16 protein-coding genes and 2 pseudogenes are annotated in these 16,173 nt (G+C 71.1%); 11 read left to right on the top strand and 7 right to left on the bottom strand.

Going from position 1 to position 16,173, the window contains the following annotated elements:
- Window positions 1–22 precede the first annotated feature (22 nt).
- From OO69_RS10335 to OO69_RS10305, 7 genes and pseudogenes are all read left to right on the top strand, one after another.
- On the top strand, window positions 23–1,120 hold the full coding sequence (locus tag OO69_RS10335; RefSeq protein ID WP_078652362.1) for an ATP-binding protein: 1,098 nt from the start codon (window positions 23–25) through the stop codon (window positions 1,118–1,120).
- 20 nt (window positions 1,121–1,140) lie between these two features.
- The gene (locus OO69_RS10330; protein WP_033280172.1) at window positions 1,141–1,968 is read left to right on the top strand and encodes a roadblock/LC7 domain-containing protein; all 828 of its coding nucleotides are present in this window, start codon (window positions 1,141–1,143) and stop codon (window positions 1,966–1,968) included.
- On the top strand, window positions 1,961–2,347 hold the full coding sequence (locus OO69_RS10325) for a DUF742 domain-containing protein (protein ID WP_033280171.1): 387 nt from the start codon (window positions 1,961–1,963) through the stop codon (window positions 2,345–2,347). The genes OO69_RS10330 and OO69_RS10325 overlap by 8 nt, the downstream gene beginning before the upstream one ends.
- Window positions 2,348–2,351: 4 nt before the next feature.
- Window positions 2,352–2,912, top strand: coding sequence for a GTP-binding protein (locus OO69_RS10320; RefSeq protein WP_033280170.1), 561 nt, complete (start codon window positions 2,352–2,354; stop codon window positions 2,910–2,912).
- An 8-nt stretch (window positions 2,913–2,920) separates the two neighbouring features.
- Window positions 2,921–4,297: a cytochrome P450 gene (locus OO69_RS10315; protein ID WP_033280169.1), complete on the top strand. Its 1,377-nt coding sequence runs from the start codon at window positions 2,921–2,923 to the stop codon at window positions 4,295–4,297.
- A gap of 89 nt (window positions 4,298–4,386) precedes the next feature.
- Entirely contained in the window at window positions 4,387–5,634 is a 1,248-nt protein-coding gene (locus tag OO69_RS10310; protein WP_033280168.1) for a cytochrome P450, read from the top strand.
- 8 nt (window positions 5,635–5,642) lie between these two features.
- A pseudogene (locus OO69_RS10305) lies at window positions 5,643–6,457 on the top strand (enoyl-CoA hydratase/isomerase family protein).
- A 358-nt stretch (window positions 6,458–6,815) separates the two neighbouring features.
- On the opposite strand, the gene OO69_RS10300 reads toward OO69_RS10305, so the two are convergent.
- Window positions 6,816–6,998, bottom strand: coding sequence for a hypothetical protein (locus tag OO69_RS10300; protein WP_063744424.1), 183 nt, complete (start codon window positions 6,996–6,998; stop codon window positions 6,816–6,818).
- The gene (locus OO69_RS10295; RefSeq protein ID WP_033280166.1) at window positions 6,991–7,590 is read right to left on the bottom strand and encodes an RNA polymerase sigma factor; all 600 of its coding nucleotides are present in this window, start codon (window positions 7,588–7,590) and stop codon (window positions 6,991–6,993) included. Before OO69_RS10295 ends, OO69_RS10300 begins: the two co-directional genes overlap by 8 nt.
- Window positions 7,591–7,745: 155 nt before the next feature.
- On the opposite strand from OO69_RS10295, the gene OO69_RS10290 reads away from it, so the two are divergent.
- Window positions 7,746–8,933 carry a Gfo/Idh/MocA family protein gene (locus OO69_RS10290; protein WP_033280165.1) on the top strand — a complete coding sequence of 396 codons (1,188 nt, stop codon included), beginning with the start codon at window positions 7,746–7,748 and terminating at the stop codon, window positions 8,931–8,933.
- On the opposite strand, the gene OO69_RS10285 is transcribed toward OO69_RS10290, so the two are convergent.
- The 5 genes from OO69_RS10285 to OO69_RS10265 all read right to left on the bottom strand — a co-directional run bounded on the left by OO69_RS10285 (window position 8,930) and on the right by OO69_RS10265 (window position 14,258).
- Window positions 8,930–10,405 (bottom strand): MFS transporter, encoded by a 1,476-nt coding sequence (locus tag OO69_RS10285; protein WP_033280164.1) that lies wholly within the window; start codon window positions 10,403–10,405, stop codon window positions 8,930–8,932. The two genes, OO69_RS10290 and OO69_RS10285, sit on opposite strands and share 4 nt — an antisense overlap.
- Window positions 10,406–10,545: 140 nt before the next feature.
- Window positions 10,546–10,947, bottom strand: coding sequence for a hypothetical protein (locus OO69_RS10280; RefSeq protein WP_033280163.1), 402 nt, complete (start codon window positions 10,945–10,947; stop codon window positions 10,546–10,548).
- Window positions 10,948–11,059: 112 nt separating this feature from the next.
- Window positions 11,060–11,665, bottom strand: a complete 606-nt coding sequence (locus tag OO69_RS10275; protein WP_033280162.1) for a hypothetical protein — start codon at window positions 11,663–11,665, stop codon at window positions 11,060–11,062.
- A gap of 145 nt (window positions 11,666–11,810) precedes the next feature.
- Complete coding sequence (locus OO69_RS10270) at window positions 11,811–12,494, bottom strand: DUF4328 domain-containing protein (RefSeq protein WP_078652361.1); 684 nt, start codon at window positions 12,492–12,494, stop codon at window positions 11,811–11,813.
- Window positions 12,495–12,614: 120 nt separating this feature from the next.
- Window positions 12,615–14,258 carry a beta-N-acetylhexosaminidase gene (locus tag OO69_RS10265; protein WP_078652360.1) on the bottom strand — a complete coding sequence of 548 codons (1,644 nt, stop codon included), beginning with the start codon at window positions 14,256–14,258 and terminating at the stop codon, window positions 12,615–12,617.
- A gap of 201 nt (window positions 14,259–14,459) precedes the next feature.
- Here OO69_RS10265 and OO69_RS10260 point away from each other — a divergent pair, with 201 nt between their 5' ends.
- From OO69_RS10260 to OO69_RS10250, 3 genes and pseudogenes are all read left to right on the top strand, one after another.
- Window positions 14,460–15,041: a 2-oxo-4-hydroxy-4-carboxy-5-ureidoimidazoline decarboxylase gene (locus OO69_RS10260; RefSeq protein WP_033280280.1), complete on the top strand. Its 582-nt coding sequence runs from the start codon at window positions 14,460–14,462 to the stop codon at window positions 15,039–15,041.
- Between the two features lie 209 nt (window positions 15,042–15,250).
- Window positions 15,251–15,682, top strand: a pseudogene (gene sdhC / locus OO69_RS10255) (succinate dehydrogenase, cytochrome b556 subunit); the annotation flags it as partial.
- A gap of 5 nt (window positions 15,683–15,687) precedes the next feature.
- Window positions 15,688–16,167, top strand: a complete 480-nt coding sequence (locus tag OO69_RS10250; RefSeq protein WP_033280159.1) for a succinate dehydrogenase hydrophobic membrane anchor subunit — start codon at window positions 15,688–15,690, stop codon at window positions 16,165–16,167.
- Window positions 16,168–16,173 lie beyond the last annotated feature (6 nt).

Genomic DNA, 16,173 nt, shown 5'->3' with positions numbered 1-16,173 from the left:
CACAGCCGCAGTCGTCGCACTCGTGCTCCGCAGCAGAGCCCTGGGCAGGAGGAAGAACGAGTCCGAGGCCGCGCTGGAGGCGAGGCTGCGGTATGCCCAGGGTGAACTCGACCGCGTCCAGGCCTCTTTGGTGAAGATGCGGGACGAGCAGGACGATGTCATCCGCGAGGCGGGGCAGGCCGCCGAGGAGAACACCAAGGCGGTCCTCAAGGGCGCCGCCCGTTTCCTGCAGAGCCTCGCGGCCGAGCAGACCACGCTGCTGGACGGGGTCCAGCGCGAGTACGGCGGCCACGCGGTCCTCTCCGACCTGATGGACATCACCCACGCCAACGCCCAGATGGCCCGCAAGGCACAGGGCATCGCCGTCATGTGCGGCGCCCCGCTGGGCCGCCGCAACCAGCCCGCCAGCGTCTACGACGTCGTCCGCAGCGCCCAGAGCCAGATCCGCAACTTCCAGCGGGTCGAGATCATGCAGCCCAGCGGCATCGCGCTGAAGGCCTCCGCCGTCGCGCCGGTCGCCCTGGCCGTCGCCGAACTCCTCGACAACGCTGCCAGCTTCTCCCAGGCGGACGCGCCGATCGAGGTCACGTTCCGGCAGGCCCAGAAGAACCTGTGCATCGTCATCGACGACGCCGGTGTCGGCATGGGCGACGAGGACCGCCAGCGGGCGAGCGCGCAGCTGTCCGGCGAGGGCCTGCCCCGGCTGTCCCAGCTGGGCACCCAGCCGAAGTTCGGCTTCCCCGTCATCGGACTGATCGCCCGTCAGCACGGCTTCACGGTGGACGTCACCGGTGTCTCCCGGTACGGCGGCGTACGGGCCGTCGTCCTCCTGCCCGAGGAGCTGTGGACCATGGAGGAGGCCTTGCCGCCCGCCACCGAGGCGCCCGTGAGCAGCATCCGGCCGATGGACGCCGGACGGTCGGCGCGTACGGCGGGCGGCCTGCCGAAGCGTGGCTCCCGCATCTCGCCCGCCGGTGTCACCACGGGTGGGGAGCAGGCGCCCCGCCGCACCGCCCGCCGCGGCTCCGGCAGCCTGGCCGCCCTGCAGCGCGGTACGCAGTCCGCGCGTGACACGGCCTCCTTCGACACCCCAACGCCCGGAGGGTCCGAAAACGCATGAGTACAGGAGACCTGTCCTGGATGGTCCAGGACATCGTGGACAACGTGCCGAGGGCACGGCACGCCGTGGTGTTGTCCGCGGACGGCATCCCACGCGGGTCCACGGACGACCTGACCGGCCAGGACGTGCGGACCATCTCCGCCGCCATGGCGGGGATGCAGTCGCTCAGCCGGGCCACGGCCCACTTCGCCGGGCTGGCCCGGGACCGGAACTGGATCCAGACGGTCATCGAGTTCCAGCACGGCTGGGTCTTCCTGATCGGGGCCGGACAGGGCGCCTACCTGGCCGCCGCCGCGGAGCCCGACGTCGACATGGAGCAGCTCTCGTTCCGGATGAACCGGCTGGTCTCCCGGCTGGGCAACAACCTCACGGCCCCGCCCCGGGTGACCGCCGGTGACCCGGCCCAGAGCGGGGACACCTCCGCCGCGCTGCGGGACGGCGGGGGCGGGAATGTCTTCACGCTCGTGGAGCTGGACAAGGCGGTGGCGTCGGTACCGGGCGCCCTGCACGCTCTGCTGCTCGGCGCGGACGGTCTGCCGCGCGGGGCCAGCTCGGGCATCGGCAGGAACCTCGCGGACACCATCTCGGCGGCCATGACCGGCATCCACGCCTACAGCCGGGCGACCGCGCCGTTCGCCGGCGGGCAGCAGGACGACGAATGGATGCAGACGGTCATCGAGTTCGAGCACGGCTGGGTGTTCCTGATCGCGGCCGGCGAGGGGGCCTTCCTCGCGGCGGCCGCCGAACACACCTGTGACATCGAGGAGTTCACCGTACGGCTGGGCGACACGATGGCGGCGCTCACCGCCGGGTCGGCCACTCGCGGAGGAAGGACGGGCGATGAGTGACGAACTGGACGGCGAGCTGGAGCTGACGGCTCCATTAGTCCCACTCTTCGTCATCGCGCAGGGTCGCGCGCTGCCACGGGAGAGCGAGTACGAGCACACCACGATCATCACGGCCCAGGAGGGTGCCGTAGCGGCCGCGCGCACGCTGGCGCCGGAGGCCCGCACGGTCATGGACCTGATCGCGGACGGGTTCCTCTCGGTCGCCGAGGTCGCCGCGCACACCCGGCTGCCGCTGGGCATCGTCCGCATCCTGTTGGCGCAGATGGCCGAGGACGGTCTGATCCATGTGCGCGATCCGGTCCCCCACGCCGAACGCCACGACCCCGTCCTGCTGACCGCCGTGCTCGACGGCCTGATGCGAATTCGAACCGGAGCGTAGTCCCGTGTATCTGGATCCCGACGTCTCCCGCTCCGTGAAGATCCTGGTCGTGGGCCACTTCGCGGTCGGGAAGACCACGTACATCGGCAGTGTCTCCGAGATAGAACCGCTCCAGACCGAGGAGGAGATCACCGAGGCCAGCGAGGGTCTCGACGACCTGTCCGAGACCCCGGACAAGACGACCACGACCGTCGCGATGGACTTCGGGCGGCTCACCCTCGGCGAGGACCTGGTCCTCTACATCTTCGGAACGCCCGGGCAGGAGCGGTTCAAGCAGATGTGGGAGGGGCTGTCCCGGGGAGCGCTGGGGGCGCTGGTCCTGGCGGACCCCGAGCGGCTGGAGGAGACGTTCCCCGTCCTCGACCTGGTCGAGGCGTTCGGCCTGCCCTATGTCATCGGCGTCAACACGTTCGAGGGGAAGCACCAGTTCCCGCTCGACGAAGTGTGCGAGGCACTCAACATCTCGGAGGAGACCCCGGTCATCCACTGCGACGTCCGTGACCAGGACTCCTCGATGCAGGCACTCATCACGCTCGTGAAGCACCTCTTGTCCTCACTCGGCTAGGAGCCAGCATGCAACAGTCCTTCGACCCGTCCGGGGCGCCGGCCGGCTGCCCCGCGCACGGCAACGTCCCGCTGTACGGGTCCGAGTTCGGCTCCGACCCCGAGAGCACCTACGCCCGGCTGCGCACGCTGGGGCCCAGCGCCCCGGTCGACATCGCGCCGGACGTCGAGGTCGAGCTGGTGACCAGTTACGACGCCAGTCTGTACATCCTGCAGAACCCGACCCTGTTCGTGCGGGACTCGCGCCGCTGGAACGCGCTGAACGAGGGGAGGGTGCCCGCGGACAGCCCGGCCGTGCCCATGATGGGGTACCGCCCCAACGCCATGTTCAGCGACGGCGCGGCGCACGCCCGGCTGCGGCAGGCGGTCACGGACAGTCTCGCGACCGTCGACCAGAGCCGGATCGTCCGGCTGACGCAGCAGTCGGCCGACTACCTGATCAGCCAGTTCGGCTCCGAGGCCCTGGGGCAGGCGGAGCTGATGTCCGCGTACGCCCAGCCGCTGCCCCTGCTGGTCTTCGGTGAGCTGTTCGGCTGCCCGCCCGAGCTCGGCGACCGGGTGATCGCCGGAATCACCGGCGTCTTCCAGGGCGTCCCGGGTTCCGACGAGACCCTGGGCGGCGCGGTCGCCGAACTGATCGCCCTCAAGCGCCGGCAGCCCGGCGAGGACATCACCACCCGCCTGATGGTGCACTCCTCCCGGCTGACCGACGAGGAGGTGCTGCACCAGCTCGTGACGCTGCTGGGCGGCGGAACCGCGCCCCTGGCGGCCTCGATCGGCACCAGCGCCGCGCTGTACCTCAGCGACGACTGGCCGACCGGCCTGCCGGTCGAGGACGCGGTCGTGAAGACGTTGTGGAACTACTCGCCGATCGCCAACTACGCGGGCCATTACCCCACGCAGGACGTCGAGTTGGGCGACCGGACCCTCCGCGCGGGCGACCCGGTCGTGATCTCCTTCGCGGCGGCCAACACCGACCCCAAGCTGACCGCGCACCGCGAACAGCTCAGCTCCAAGGCCCATCTGGCGTTCGGTGCCGGCCCGCACGGGTGCCCGGCGAAGGACCCGGCCTTCATGATCACGGCCACGGCCGTCGAGTCCCTGCTCAACCGGCTGCCCGACGTCGAGATGCGCGTCCCCTTCAAGGAGCTCTCGTGGGTGCCGGCGCCGTGGAGCCGCCAGCTGGTGACCGTGCCCATCCGCTACACCCCCCGCGCCGTGCCGTCCGCGGCCAGGGCCCAGCCCGCGCGGCCGGCCCCCGCCCAGGCCGGGCAGCAGCCCGCCGCGATGCCTCAGCCGGCCGGGGCCGTCCGTCCGTCCCACGCCGCCCCGCGCCCCAAGGGCGGGATGTTCAGCCGCTTCCGGGCCTGGGTGAATGGCGAGTGACGTAAGTAACCCTACGAAAGCACTGTGTTATCGGATGATTCAAACATCCCACGGGTACGGATGGCGGCTGGCAGAGAGGAGCCACCATCGTGGGAAGCGTCGCGACTCCGGAATCGGACCGTCGGGCCACCATCTCCCTGTTCTCCCGTCTCCGGACGGCTGAGGGACAGGCCGATCCCTTCCCCATCTACGCGGACCTCAGGGCGCGCGGCACCGTCAGCCCCGCGCCCTGGGGCGGTCACCTCGTGACCGGTTTCAGCGCCTGCGACCAGGTATTGCGCAACAGCCTCTGGCTCGAACCGGACACCAGCTGGCGGGAACAGCAGGGTGCGGGCAGCCGCTGGAACGCCCCCTCCTCACGGGAGACCGGCCGGACCCTGCTCGCGCTCAATCCTCCGGAGCACACGCGCGTGCGCCGGGCGGCTGGCACCTTCGACCGCGGCACCGTCGAACAGCTCGGCCGCCGGGTGGGCCACATCATCGACGGTCTCCTCGACACTCTGCACGAGCGCCTGCGCTCGGGCGAGGCCGACTTCACGGCGCTGGTCGGCGAGGAACTCCCGGTCGCCACCCTCGGCGGCTGGCTCGGGCTGCCCCGAGCCGACTGGCCCCGCCTGCGCGCGCTGGCCCACGAGCAGGTCTTCTCCCAGGAACTGCTCCCGAACGCCAGCCAACTGGCCCGTTCCGACGCCGCCACCGCGGAACTGCGCACCTACTTCACGGAGTTGGTGCGCGAGCGGCGCGAACACCCCGGGGACGATCCCGTCTCCCGGTGGATCCACACCTGGGACGAGCTCGAACCGGACCGGGACAAGGCCGACGAGGCCGTCTACTTCCTCGCCCTGTTCGTCATGCTGGCGGCCATGGAGACGACCGCGACCATGCTGTCGACCCTGGTCCTCCGGCTGGTCGAGGACCCTGACCGCTGGAGCCTGCTCGCCGAACACCCGGACCTTGTCCCCGAGTTCGTGGAGGAGTCCCTTCGCCACGACCCTCCGCTCCACCTCGTCGACCGGGTCGCCTCCGAGGACTGCCTCCTGGAAGGCGCCGAGATCCGGGCCGGGGAGATGGTCCACCTCATGGTGGGCGCCGCCCATCACGACCCCGCCCACTTCCCCGACCCCGGCTCCTTCGACCTCCGGCGCAAGACGCCCCACCTGGCCTTCGGCGGGGGCATCCACCACTGCCTGGGCGCACCTCTGGCCCGGATGGAGGCGCAGACCCTGCTCCGCCGCATGATCGCCCGCCTGCCCGCACTCACCCTGGTCCGCCGCCCCTCGCGGGCACCCCGGGTGGCGTTCAGACGACTCCTCAACCTGGACGTTTCACTGACATGAACCCGCCAATGCCGCCCGGTACGGCCGCACCCGCCCCCGCGCGGCAGCCCGCGGACGACGCGGAGCCCGCACCTCCCGCCGCCGCCCTGAGCCTCGCCTCACCCGGACCGGATCCGTCCTCCACGTACGACTCAACCCCTCCGCCCAGGACGACGACGTCCTGAGCTCCGCCGTCATGGACGCGCTCATCTCCGTCCTCGACGGCCTCCACGACCAGCCCGACGTCCAGATCCTGGTGCTCTCCTCCCTGGGCGAGGACTTCTGCCTGGGAGGCGACCGCCGGGAGTTCCGGGAGACGCCGGCCACCGATCCGACCGGGGCCACCCTGCGGCGCATCGCGGACAAGGCCCACCGGCTGTGCCAGGCGCTGGAGAACACCCACGCCGTCACCATCGCCCGGCTCCACGGCAAGGTCATCGGCGCCGGCCTCGGGCTCGCCGCCTACTGCGACCTGCGCGCGGGCGCAGACACCTGCCGTTTCCGCATGCCGGAGATCGGCCTCGGCATGGCCCCCACCTGGGGAGGCGCGACGGGGCGCCTGATCTCGGAGGCCGGTGCCGCGCGGGTCCGTGAACTCCTGCTCACCTGCGACGAGTTCGACGCCCCCACCGCCCAACGGCTCGGACGCCTCCACAAGGTCGCGCCCCTCGACCAACTGGACGACACCGTCAGCGCCTGGACCAGCCCCCTCGCCCGGCGCTCCCCCCAGGCGCTCGTCCTGACCAAACACATGCTCGCCGGCTACGCGAAAGCCGCCCGCACCACCGACACCGCCCTGCTCGACTCCCACCTCCTGGCCGCCCAACTCGCGCGACCCCGCTGACTGGTGGGCCGGCGCGGGCCGTCCGGGGAGCCTCGCCCCGGACGGCCCGTGACCGCCCGGGCCGTCGGCGCGGGGGCTGAACACCGCTCCTGGACACGGGACTTCTCCTTCAGCGCTCCCTCGGCCGCCAGTCGTCCTGACTGCGCGTCGGCGCCGCGGCCGAACACCTCTCCCGGACACAGAACTTCCCCTTCAACGCCCCCGCAGCCACCAACCGCCCTGACCACGCGCCAGCACCACAGCCGAACCCCCCGACCCCACACGGAACTTCCCCTTCAACGCCCCCGCAGCCACCAGCCGCCCTGACCACGCGCCAGCACCACAGCCGAACACCCCTCCCGCACACGGAACTTCCCCTTCAGCGCCCCCTCGGCCGCCAGTCGTCCTGACTACGCGTCGGCGCCGCCCGGCCCCCCGCGTCCCGCGCCGCCCTGAACGCCGCCACCGCCCGCCGCTCCGCCTCCCCGTCCACGTCACCCTCGCGGAGAGCCGCGCCCAGCAGGCCGGGAAGGCCGGGCAGACCCGTGTCGTGTTCAGCCATGTCCGTCCCCATCCCTTTCCCGCACGCCCAGTTCGCGCGCCAGCCGCTTCAACCCCCGATAGGCGGCCGTACGCACCGCCCCCGGCCGCTTGCCCAGCACCCGCGCGGCGGCGGGCCCGTCCAGCCCCACGACCACCCGCAGCAGCACGGCCTCGGCCTGGTCCCGCGGCAGCCCCCGCACCAACCCGAGCGCGTACTCCGTGGAGAGGGACTCCAGCGCCTGGTCGTGGGTGCTGTGCGGACCCGGCAGTTCGAGTACGTCCTGCTCCAGCGTCGCCGGTCTCGGACGCACCCTCGACCGCCGCAGATGGTCGAGCGCCCGGTGCCGGGCGATGGTCGCCGTCCAGCCGCGGAAGCCCGCCCCGTCGCCGCGGAACCGGCCCAGGTCGCGGGCGATCTCCAGCCACGCGTCGGACGCCACGTCCTCGGCGTCGTCGCCGACGAGCCCGCGCAGATACCCGAGCAACCCGGGCTGCACGAGCCGGTACGCGACCGCGAACGCGCCGTCGTCGCCCTCCTGGGCCCGCGCCACGGCCGCGCCCAACTCCCCGTCGTACGCGTGCCCGCGCCGGGGCTCGCCTGTCTGGCCCAAGGACTGTGCACCCCCCCATCGCCCTCAGCGCCGCCCCTCACAGAAACGTCACAGCCCGCGGCCCGCCCGGCACATCTCCGGCCCGCCCACGGGGCACGGTCCCTCTGGCCCCGGCGCACGTCCGCCCGTGGTGTCCCCGCGAACGAAGGAGACCCATGTCCGACCTCCGTATCGGTGTCCTCGGCTACGGCCTGCGCGGCAGCCTCGCCCGCGTCGCCCACCGCCCCGGCGCGGGCTCCCGCGTCACCGCCCTCGCGGACCCCGACCCGGCGGCCCGCGGACAAGCGGCAGAAGACTTCCCGGGCGTCTCAACAGCCGCCGACCACCGCGCAGTTGTCACGTCCCCCGACATCGACGCGGTCCTCGTCCTCACCCCCGACCACACCCACGCCGACCTCGCCTGCGAGGCGCTGCGCGCGGGCACGCCCGTCCTCGTCGAGAAGCCGCTCGACATCACCGTCGACCGCTGCGACCGCGTCCTGCGCACGGCCCAGGAGACCGGCACCCGCCTCTACGTCGGCCACAACATGCGCCACATGCCGGTGATCCGCCTGATGCGCGACCTCGTCGAGGGCGGCGCGATCGGCACCGTGAAGACGGTGTGGGTACGGCACTTCGTCGGCTACGGCGGCGACTGGTACTTCAAGGACTGGCACGCCGAACGCCGTTACAGCACAGGCCTGTTGCTCCAGAAGGCCGCGCACGACCTGGACGTCATCCACTGGCTGTCCGGCGGCTACACCCGCCAAGTCCAGGCGTTCGGGGACCTGTTGGTCTACGGCGATCTCCCGCACCGGCGCGCGCCCGGCGAGCCGAAGACCGCCGACTGGTACACCGAGGACGGACACTGGCCGCCGCACACCCAGCGGGCGCTCAACCCGGTCATCGACGTCGAGGACGTGTCGCTGGTCAACATGCGCCTGGACAACGGGGTGTTGGCCGCCTACCAGCAGTGCCATTTCACCCCCGACTACTGGCGCAACTACACCGTCATCGGCGACGCGGGCCGCCTGGAGAACTTCGGCGACGGACCGGGCGCGGTGGTGAAGGTCTGGAACAGCCGCCGCTCGGAGTACCGCGAGCACGCCGACGCCGAGCACCGGGTCCCGGACGTCACCGGGCAGGACGGCGAACACGGCGGCGCCGACCCGCTGTTGATCGACGAGTTCCTCCGCTTCGTACGGCACGGCGGGCGCACCGACACCTCACCCGTCGCCGCACGGATGGCCGTGGCGGCGGGGTCGGGGGCGACCGAGTCGCTACGGGACGGCGGCACCCCGCGCGAGGTGCCGCCGCTCGATCCGGACCTCGTCGCGTATTTCGAGCGGGGACAGGAGCCCTAAAGGGTGGTGTCCACGGGCTGTTGAGGGGTCTCCTTGGCCACCGCGCCCGGCGTGGGCACCCGGTCCGCGTTCACCAGGACGCCGGCGATGAGGGCGGCCAGCAGGATCGAGGCCATCGCCCACCAGGTGGCGACGTTGAAGCCGTGCACCGCGGCCTTCGCCTCCAGCAGCTGCTTGTTCACACCGGGGCCCGCGTGGGCGGTGGCGTAACGGGTGGTGACCGTGGCGGCGATCGTGTTGAGGAGCGCCGTACCGATCGAACCACCCACCTGCTGGGCCGTGTTGAAGGTCGCGGAGGCCGCGCCGGAGTCGCGGGGTGCGACGCCTCCGGTGGCCAGGGACACCGAGGTCATCATCGCCGTACCCATGCCGAGGCCGAGCATCAGCATGCCGGGCAGGATGTACGTGGCGTACGCGGGCTCCACCCCGACCTGCGCGATCAGCGCGAGCGCACCCGCCGCGCACAGCAGGCCCGGGACCATCAGGGTGCGCGGCGGGACCCGGTGCAGCAGCCGGGCCGCGATCTGCGTCGAGCCGGTGATCATGCCGACGGTGATGGGAAGATAGGCGACGCCCGTCTTGACCGGCGAGTATCCGAGGACGCGCTGCATGTAGTAGGTGAGGAAGAGGAAGACACCGAACATGCCGATGGTGACGAACAGGATGGTCAGGAACGCCCCGACCCGCTGACGGTCCTTCACCACCGACATCGGCAGCAGCGGAACCTTCGCCCGCGTCTGCCAGAACCCGAAGGCGCCGAGCAGGACGACCCCGGCGGCGAGCAGCGTCAGGACCAGCCCGTCGCCCCAACTCCGCGACTCCGCCTCGGAGAAGCCGTACACCAGCGTCAGCATGCCGAGGGAGCCGAGGAGCGCGCCGGGTATGTCGAGGTGCGCGTCCGGGTGCCGGGAGCTGTCGCTGAGCAGGACCCACGCACCGGCGAACGCGACCAGCGCGATGGGCACGTTGACGTACAGACACCAGCGCCAGTCCAGGTATTGAGTGAGGAAGCCGCCTGCCAGCAGCCCAACTGCCGCTCCCGCGCCGACAATTGCGCCGAACACCCCGAAGGCCTTGCTGCGGTCCTTCGGGTCGGTGAACGTCGTCGTGAGGAGCGAGAGCGCGGAGGGGGCCAGCAGGGCGGCGAAGACTCCTTGCAGTGCCCGGGCGCCGAACAGCATGCCCTGGTTGGCGGCGGCCCCGCCGAGCGCGGACGCGGCGGCGAAGCCGATCAGCCCGATCATGAAGGTGTTCTTGCGCCCGGCGAGGTCGGCGATCCGGCCACCGAGCAGCAACAGCCCGCCGAACGCGAGGGTGTAGGCGGTGATGACCCACTGCCGGTTCCCGTCCGACATGCCGAGGTCGGTCTGGGCGGACGGCAGTGCGATGTTGACGATGGTCATGTCGAGGACGACCATCAACTGCGCGAGCGCGATGACGACCAGCGCCCACCAACGACGGTTCTCGGCCATGGATCCTCCCCGGGTCCGGCGAACGCCTTCATCGTCCTCCCGCACCCCACCCTTTGGGAACGCCAGCGTCTCTTATTACGCCGATTTTGCCGACGCGTCCCGCCGCGTGCCGGGTGCCTGCCGCCAGGCGCCGAACTCCCTTACCGGCGAACGCCGTTCACCGCGTCCCGGCACAGCAGCCGCAGCGACCCGTGCCCGCCGAAACACCGCCGGGCCTCGTCGATGGGGTCCCACAAGCGCCCCTCCGGAGTACGCAGCCAGTGCTCACCCCCGGTCGCCCACCACTCGCCGCCGGTCTGCCGCGCGATCACCTCACCGGCGTACGCCCCGAACCCGCGCAACTCGCTCTCGACGGCGGCGTACGGCGCCCCGTCCCGCCGTATCTCCTCGATCATCCGGTCGACCCGCCACAGGCTCTGCGCCGAGTAGTCGAGCCGCACCCGGGCCCCCTCGCGCATCGTCGCCACCGCGTCCGCCGCCCACCGCACGGGCCGCGCGGCGGCGGAGGGCCTGTGCTCGCGCGCTGTCATCACGTGTGTCATCGCACCGAGAAAACCCTAGTCACGGGGGATCCCGGCACCCCGATCCGGGCATTTCCCCGGACCGGCGCAGGACCGACCCACCCCCACCGCACAACGGTCACAGACCGCGCGCTCAACTCCGCCCGCGCGCCCGCCGCGAGACCACCGCGCGCAGCACCCGGCGCCCCTCCGTCGACACCGCGAGCACCTGCCGCAGTCCACCCGCGCCGCTTCCGGCGAGGAGTTCGAGGACGGCGATCTGGCGGCGCAGCTCGGCGGCCACGAGGGGTGAGATCCCCTCCGTACGGCCCGCTCGGCGGGAGTCGATCGCGTCCGCGCCGTCGGCGGGGGCCATGACCTCCAGGAGCCGGTGGATCCGCAGCGCGGCGACCGAGCAGGCGTCGGCCCACTCCCGCACCTCGGCGCCGGCCGGAACCGCCGGTGCGGTCGCGAGCATCCGCCGGGCGAGCTGAACGGCGCGGTCCTCACCGGGTTCCTCACCGGATCCCGCTCCGGGCTCCTCACCTGGTTCCTCGAAGAGCGCGGGGAATTTGGCGCGGGCCCGCTCCAGGCACTCGCCCCACGTCTCCCCCGCGGCCGGGTCGGCGAGGCTGGTCCACAGCGGGCGCAGCACCTCGTCGTCGCCGCCCAGCAGCGGCACGCACCGATCCAAACAAGCCAGTCCACTGGCAGCCAGCGCGCGTTCGTCGGCCTGCGCGATCAGTTCCACCAGACTCATCCAGACCTCCCTCGGCGGGGCCCCTCCCCTATGGAGCCCGCATCTCCCCTGGCGGCGCGCCCCACCCCGGGAGTGTCACACGGGACACCCCCGAGCAGGCAGAGAAAAGGGAAGAAGAGGTTTTCGGCCAACTGAACGGGATCCCTCAGGCCCCGGCGGGAATGCCCGGCCCCGCCAGCGCCTTCGCGTGCTGCATCCGGGTCAGCCGCAGCACCAGTGTGATCGCCAGCGCCGCGGCCGCGATGTCGAGCGCGTCGGAGATCATCAACGCGTAGGCACCGGCGTGGGTCCCGTCCACCGTGTCGGCGTCCGTGGACTGCGCGGAGCCCACCCGGTCGCCGACGAGCGACAGGAGCCACAGCGTCCACCATGCGTTGACCAGCAGATACGACCTGCGGGCGCCCAGCGGGCTGCTGGCGTCCCAGATGTCACGGGTGATCCGGCGCGGGTACCAGAGGTTCACGAACGGGACGAACCACCCCCCTATCGCCCACCCGGGCTTCATGCTCTGCGTGTCAGGAGCGAACACCCCGGCGTTGGCCCGCACCCGCACGAACCAGCACAGGTACACGACGGCGCACGCGATCAGCGCGCCCGACTGGATGCCACCGGCCACCGTGTTGAGCGAGTTCGCGTCGTCCAGCCTCCCGGCGGCCGCACCGGCGGACGCGCCGTCCAAGAGGTCGCCCGTCACGTCGTAGAGGACGAGATCGGCGTAGACGGCGAACAGGTCGACGGCGATGACGAGGCCGAGCAGTGCGACGGCGGCCCGGCCGAGCCCGATGGGCGAGCGCAGATAGGAACCGGGCGCGGGTCTGGGCGTGGGCATGGAAACGGACATGGTGAAGCGACCCCCGAGTGCGAGCGGAAAGAGACAAAGAGAAGAGACAAAGAGAGGGGAACATACGTTCCCCGCCCCCTGCCCGTCCAACCGCGCCGAGCGCCCCGCTCAACCCACCTTGTCCGCAAGGGACTTGAACTGCGTCCAGGTCAGTCCGGGCGTCCCCGGGTCCCAGAGTTTCTGGACCGTCGCGCGCAGTGGCATACGAATTCCGGCCGCGACCTGGTTCTGCGTCTGCGAGTTGGCCAGGTCGCACCAGACCGCGAACGACCCGCCGAGGATCTGGGAGTCGTACTTCGCCGGGACCGCCGTCGTGCCGCGCAGCACGCGCGGGGTCCACTGCTCGTAGATCCGCCGCCCCGTCGGATAGACGAAGGTCTGCGGCTCGCCGAGGACGTAGTAGAGGTACTCGTCGTTGTAGTTGAGGACCTTGCGCCCGGCGCTCAGATACGCGACGGGCTGCCGGGCGCCGATCTCCTTGCCCGTCCAGTACGCGACTTGGAGATCCTTGGCCGCCGCGACCGAAGTCCCCTTGAGGAAGCCGTCGTTCCACACCCGCATCGTGCGGTCGTGGTCGCGGACGGTGTCGGCGCGGTCGTTGAGCCAGCCGGTGGTGAGGTCTGCGACGGTCCCGCCGGAGCCGTAGGCCTTCACGGCCTCGGCCGCCAACTGAGGGAAAGACGCCTGGGGGTTGGCGACGGTCAGCGCCTGGTACTCGTCGCCGCCGAGGTTCCACTGGTCACCGGGGAACAACCCGGCGTACTCGTCGAGGAGTTCGTCGACGATCGCGGCGGACGCGTCCTTGGAGATGTCGATCGCACCGCGCGTGGCGACCCCCGACGCGTTCCGCAGCTGCAGATCCGGATGAGCGGCGAGCACCGCACCCAAGTGCCCCGGCGAGTCGATCTCGGGCACGACGGTGATGTGCCGACTGGCGGCGAGATCGACGATCTGCTTCACCTGCGCCTTGGTGAGGTGATCCTTCGACACGACCTCGGGGTGGGTCGTGGACTGGATCCGGAAACCCTGGTCGTCGGAGAAGTGCAGCCCCAGTTCATTGAACTTGAGGTCCCCCAACTCCCGTACCCGGTCCTCGATCCAGCCCGCGGTGAACGGCTTGCGCGCGATGTCCAGCATGAACCCCCGCCGCGGCTTGGCGGGTTGGTCGTGCACGACGCCCTCCGGCGCCGTACCGCCGCCGTGCACTTCCTGCTTGAGCGTGCGCGTCCCGTAGAACACCCCCGCGTCCGAGGGCCCGCTGATGTTGACCCGCCCGCCGCGCACGGTCATCGCGTACGACTCCGGGTTCGCGCCCTCGTCGTCGTTCAGCGCCAGCCGTACGTCCCCGGCCCGCACGTCACTCGCCTCGCCGCCGTACGTCAGCCCCAGCTCCCCGGCGATCAGCCGCCCCTCGTCGATGAGATCGGCGTCCTCGACGACGACCCGGTTCCCCTTGGCGGGCCGCCAGCCGGGACCGCGCGCGGGGGTGTGGGAACGCACGGCGGGGATGGTGCGGGGCGTCTGCGACAGCGGATACGACCGGGTCGGACTCGGCGTGGGGGAAGGGGAAGCGGAACGGGAGGCCGCGCCGCGCGAGGCGGCGGAGGTCTCGTCGGCGGACCCGACCGCCGTACCCCCGGAACCTCCCTCGTCGCCGGAGGCGGCCCACAGCCCGAGGCCCACACCGCCCGCGACCACCGCAGTGGCAGCGGCGACGGCGATCAACCCGCGCCTCTGCTTGGTCTGCTTCACCTGCTTCGCCGACGAACGGCGCCTGTGCTGGCTCACGGCGCCAACCTACGGCCCCGGGTGGATCGCGGGTGTCCACCACGCGTTCCGAAACTCTCCCGTCCGGGTGAAATTCGGGCATCTGTCGGACACCTCATGACCACTCCCGATAACGTGGTGACGCACTTCTCACTCTTCAGCACCGCATCCCCTGCCGCATCGTCCGTGACGCGAGGATCCACCCTGCCTGCGCACCGCCTCCCCCAGCTCCCCGACCTTCCCGGCCGAGTGGCCATACCGGCGCTGCCCGAGCAGTCCCGCACCTCGCGGTCCCCGAAATCGCTGGACGCGTTCAACACCGCGCCCGCCGACGACATCCGGCACACCCTGCTGAACTGCCTCCACAGCCACCGCTGGACCCGCCGCCTCACAGACCACCGCCCCTACCCCGACCTCGACGCCCTACTCGCCGCATCCGACGAGGCGTCGTACGACCTGACGCCGGGTGACCTGGCGGAGGCTTTGGCGGGCGAGTCGCTCCCGGTCCTCCCGGATGACACGTACGAGGCCGCACATATGGCCCTGGACGCGGCCCACGCGGCGTACGAGGCGAGATTCGGCCACGTGTTCGTCATCTGCGTGGATGGGGTGGCCCCGGACGAGGTACTGGACCACGTCTTGGCAGGCATCCGATCCCGCCTGACGAACGACCCGGAAGAGGAGCGGGTGGTGGTGGCGGAGGAACTCCGGCGCCTGGCAAGAGGGCGGCTGCTCGATGCCCTGTCTTTTAGGGGCGCGGGGCTGTGACATTTGCGGCTCCGCCGCGGGGCGCGCCCAGCCACAACGGCGCCGCACCCGGCAATCAACAAGAACCCCCCTCCCATTAGCCGCTCGAAACTAGCCCGTACGTACCCCTTTGGGTGCCAGTTTGATCACACCAGCAGGCCCGCCGTAAGACCGGCGTCAACGGCTGGATACGATGCTGAGGGCCGGAGGACCGTACCCGGCCGGGCCCGACCGACAGAGAAGCCGGCGCGGCCCTACATCCCCGCTCCCGGAGGGCTTCCGTGCCGGCTGGAACGCTGTACCGCGGCCGGGAAGGAATGTGGTCCTGGGTGGCTCATCGAGTCACCGGCGTCCTCATCTTCTTCTTCCTGTTCGTACACGTGCTGGACACCGCTCTTGTGCGTGTCTCCCCTGAGGACTACGACAAGGTCGTAGCCACCTACAAGACGCCGATCGTGGCACTGCTGGAGTACGGCCTCGTCGCCGCGATCCTCTTCCACGCCCTCAACGGCCTGCGCGTCATCGCCGTCGACTTCTGGTCGAAGGGCCCGCGCTACCAGAAGCAGATGCTCTGGTCCGTCGTAGGCCTGTGGCTCGTGCTCATGCTCGGGGCGATCTACCCCGTGCTCGGCCACGCCGCTCGTGTTCTGTTCGGGAGCTGACGCAGATGTCCACGACTGAAACCGCGTCGGGCATCGGCCCGGTCGAGAGCGCGTCCGTCTACACCGTAGACAACCCCGCGCCCCTCATCGAGGCCCCCCGCAAGCGCACCAAGAAGTCCCCGAAGTCGACCCGGGGCAACTTCGAGATGTACGGCTGGCTCTTCATGCGCCTGTCCGGCGTCGTGCTGGTCGTCCTGGTCCTCGGCCACCTGCTGATCCAGCTCGTGCTGGACGGCGGTGTCTCCAAGATCGGCTTCGCCTTCGTGGCGGGCCGCTGGGCCTCGCCGTTCTGGCAGGTCTGGGACCTCTTGATGCTCTGGCTGGCGATGCTGCACGGCGCCAACGGCCTGCGCACGGTCATCAACGACTACGCGGAGCGCGCGAACACCCGGCTGTGGCTCAAGGGCCTGCTCTACACCGCCACGGTGTTCACCATCCTGCTGGGCACGCTGGTGATCTTCACCTTCGACCCGAACATCCGCTAGGCCATC

It is taken from the genome of Streptomyces sp. NRRL F-525 (assembly GCF_000716605.1).
Taxonomy (GTDB): domain Bacteria; phylum Actinomycetota; class Actinomycetes; order Streptomycetales; family Streptomycetaceae; genus Streptomyces.
This window is presented reverse-complemented; position numbering and strand designations above follow the sequence as displayed.

Coding starts and splice junctions, on each gene's coding strand:
- OO69_RS10330 (WP_033280172.1), top strand. CDS start 1,141: ATGGTCCAGGACATCGTGGACAACGTGCCGAGGGCACGGCACGCCGTG.
- OO69_RS10325 (WP_033280171.1), top strand. CDS start 1,961: ATGAGTGACGAACTGGACGGCGAGCTGGAGCTGACGGCTCCATTAGTC.
- OO69_RS10315 (WP_033280169.1), top strand. CDS start 2,921: ATGCAACAGTCCTTCGACCCGTCCGGGGCGCCGGCCGGCTGCCCCGCG.
- OO69_RS10300 (WP_063744424.1), bottom strand. CDS start 6,998: ATGGCTGAACACGACACGGGTCTGCCCGGCCTTCCCGGCCTGCTGGGC.
- OO69_RS10290 (WP_033280165.1), top strand. CDS start 7,746: ATGTCCGACCTCCGTATCGGTGTCCTCGGCTACGGCCTGCGCGGCAGC.
- OO69_RS10285 (WP_033280164.1), bottom strand. CDS start 10,405: ATGGCCGAGAACCGTCGTTGGTGGGCGCTGGTCGTCATCGCGCTCGCG.
- OO69_RS10280 (WP_033280163.1), bottom strand. CDS start 10,947: ATGACACACGTGATGACAGCGCGCGAGCACAGGCCCTCCGCCGCCGCG.
- OO69_RS10275 (WP_033280162.1), bottom strand. CDS start 11,665: ATGAGTCTGGTGGAACTGATCGCGCAGGCCGACGAACGCGCGCTGGCT.
- OO69_RS10270 (WP_078652361.1), bottom strand. CDS start 12,494: ATGCCCACGCCCAGACCCGCGCCCGGTTCCTATCTGCGCTCGCCCATC.
- OO69_RS10250 (WP_033280159.1), top strand. CDS start 15,688: ATGTCCACGACTGAAACCGCGTCGGGCATCGGCCCGGTCGAGAGCGCG.